At 43.8% G+C, this 2,313-nt stretch carries 4 protein-coding genes; 2 read left to right on the top strand and 2 right to left on the bottom strand.

Annotated elements, in window-relative coordinates; all coding sequences use genetic code 11:
* The first annotated feature begins 103 nt into the window (after positions 1-103).
* Positions 104-421, top strand: coding sequence for a hypothetical protein (locus HMPREF3096_RS24070; RefSeq protein ID WP_012540152.1), 318 nt, complete (start codon positions 104-106; stop codon positions 419-421).
* A gap of 61 nt (positions 422-482) precedes the next feature.
* Here HMPREF3096_RS24070 and HMPREF3096_RS24065 read toward each other — a convergent pair whose 3' ends face one another.
* Positions 483-1,619, bottom strand: a complete 1,137-nt coding sequence (locus HMPREF3096_RS24065) for a tyrosine-type recombinase/integrase (protein WP_070544656.1) — start codon at positions 1,617-1,619, stop codon at positions 483-485.
* Between the two features lie 178 nt (positions 1,620-1,797).
* Between HMPREF3096_RS24065 and HMPREF3096_RS24060 the strand changes: the two genes are divergently transcribed.
* Complete coding sequence (locus HMPREF3096_RS24060; protein WP_023328991.1) at positions 1,798-2,052, top strand: Hha/YmoA family nucleoid-associated regulatory protein; 255 nt, start codon at positions 1,798-1,800, stop codon at positions 2,050-2,052.
* Between the two features lie 69 nt (positions 2,053-2,121).
* Here the strand turns inward: HMPREF3096_RS24060 and HMPREF3096_RS31235 are convergent.
* The coding region (locus HMPREF3096_RS31235; protein WP_218069939.1) for a hypothetical protein at positions 2,122-2,313 on the bottom strand (192 nt) is incomplete at its 5' end.

Raw genomic sequence — 2,313 nt, 5'->3', positions numbered from 1 at the left:
TACCCGAAATCTGATTTATTCAACAAAGCCGTTTGGTTTCGAAATTATTCAGAAGTCGGGCGCAATAATAGCCTTTGTTTTTAATATTTCATCCGGAGGTTTAATGAATAATAAAAGAACGATTACCACGCGAGAGCAGATTAAAATTAATGGAGAAATTCGTGAGAGAACAGCAACCCATATTGTTACAGGTGCTCATGGGTACGAAACCCTTTGCATAAGTGGTTATATTGTTGACACAAACGAGATGGGTGAGGTTATCCATAACAGCGAAAAATTAGCGGAAGATTTGTTACCTGTTACTTGTCCTACATGCAGGGTCATTTGGTATCACACGCATGAATTTACACTCGATGATTTTGACAGTCTTTCAGGTAAAGGGGATTTTGTTGTGACAGATTTGAAAGAACTGAATATCTGAAAAGTAAGTGACCAGCGCTCAGTAACATGTTGCTGAGTGCTGGTGTTTCTCTTAGTAAAATCTATATATCGTCCAGATGATTACGCATAAAGCTTACCATGGCTTTTTCACTGGCAAGATATCCACGGATATAACGGAAGACCATCTTTGGATCAGACCAGTTCCCCATCTCGGTAATCTTTTCCAGGGAGTACCCGGCCTTAAACAGCTCTATGGCTCCCCCCACACGCACACTGTGTCCTGTCCATGTCCGGTACCGCCCGGACTGTCGGTTACTGTCGCCGACCTTCCCGGCAATCCCCCAGAGGCGTGCAAATGCCTGGTTCAGTGAATTAGAGGACAGCATACCAACATCTTCCCGTGATACCTTTGATTCATTCTGTAGCTGCGTCAGTAACCCCTGACTGAATCCTGCTTTGACCAGCATCCTGTCTATGGATTTACCCCGTGATAGCTTACTGCTGGTGGGTGGGAAATATCGGTTTGTATGGATGTTCACAGGCTGAAAAAGAAAACGGTGCCCGAAGGTTTCAGTATCGGTGTATTCCACCGTCTCAATCAACCGTCTGACATGCTGACTGCATTGTGGTGAGAGCTGAAATGCCAGGTTACTTGAGAGGCTTGTCTTGGTCCGCATGACGTCCAGAAGGTAACAGGACGTGTCATTTTGCCATTTCAGGTCGCCGGTTTTAATCCTTCGAATTTCCACGTTACGCAGCAGGGTTTCAAACCCAACCCATATCATTGCAAGGTCGCGTATGTCTCTCAGGTCGTCGCTTTTATGCAGTGACCGGCGAAGAATATTGAGATCGGATATAAGAAATGGAAGGGCCTGACCGGTGACGATTTTTTTCTCATTCTCCCCCGCCCGCCATACCTGAACCAGTGCTTTGATCAGAACGTTGCGGAAGTCTGGAAAACCCAGGCTGCTGTTTACGCTTGAAAGGCATGCAATAAAATGAGAAATGGTCGCCATTTTAACGGATCCATTCAGCCCATTAATATAGCGCTCGACATCAACTGCTGTAACGGGGAAGGGGGGCAGACCGTGCCTGGCGCACCATGCAGACCAGACACTTGTGACTCTTAACTGACTTCTTGCCGTATTGTAAGGGCGAAACCGTAACAGCTTGAGTGCTTCAAGAGCGCTCATGTCATCGGTTCGTGCAATCGCAACCAGCTTAGTTTTATCTGTCATGGGAAGATCTCATGTCTTATCAATGGCACTGTTTTTATAACCAGTATAGTAGCATTGTTTTTTTTCAAATCTAGGGAGAATGGGAAATTAATCAAGATGATTCTCTTGCCTGTCTGTGGTACTTCGTTTAATGTTATTCGATAATAGCCATTGTTTTTGGACATGCCCCGGAGCGTTGTTGTTGAAAAGCCTAAATGTGCACAGTAGCCTGAGAGAAACCTATCTCCTGAAGTTCAGGAAGTGCAGCACGGCAGAAACTCTCGATAAAGTTTTTGAACGTATCCTGGATAAATTAAATGATGAAGGAGGGGATATAAATAAGATAACCAGCTTGAATGGAGCGTATGATCACCGCAGAGCTGAGATCTACATGAAAAAAATCTATGACAAAATACCTGCCTCTGTGTGGCATCTCATCCCCGATGAGATCTGAATAATGTAAATAAGGCACTGTTATTCCATGTTTGATAGAAGCGAATAATGTAGAATCCTTTATTCGTTTTTAACGAGGAATATTCATGCGACGTAATTCACAAAAATGGATACCATTTGGATTCGATACGGTTTCAAATAAAATTGTTGATATCGCCAGCGTTGAGAATGGCCTTTCATGCAACTGTGTCTGTCTCATTTGTGGAACATCCTTGATTGCAAAACAAGGTGGCTTTGTTGAATAAATAAGATTTCGTGCGAA

The sequence above is a fragment of the Klebsiella sp. HMSC25G12 genome (assembly GCF_001807705.1).
Classification (GTDB): Bacteria; Pseudomonadota; Gammaproteobacteria; order Enterobacterales; family Enterobacteriaceae; genus Klebsiella; species Klebsiella variicola.
The sequence above is the reverse complement of the archived record's forward strand: the minus strand, read 5'-3'. Positions and strand labels throughout refer to the sequence as shown.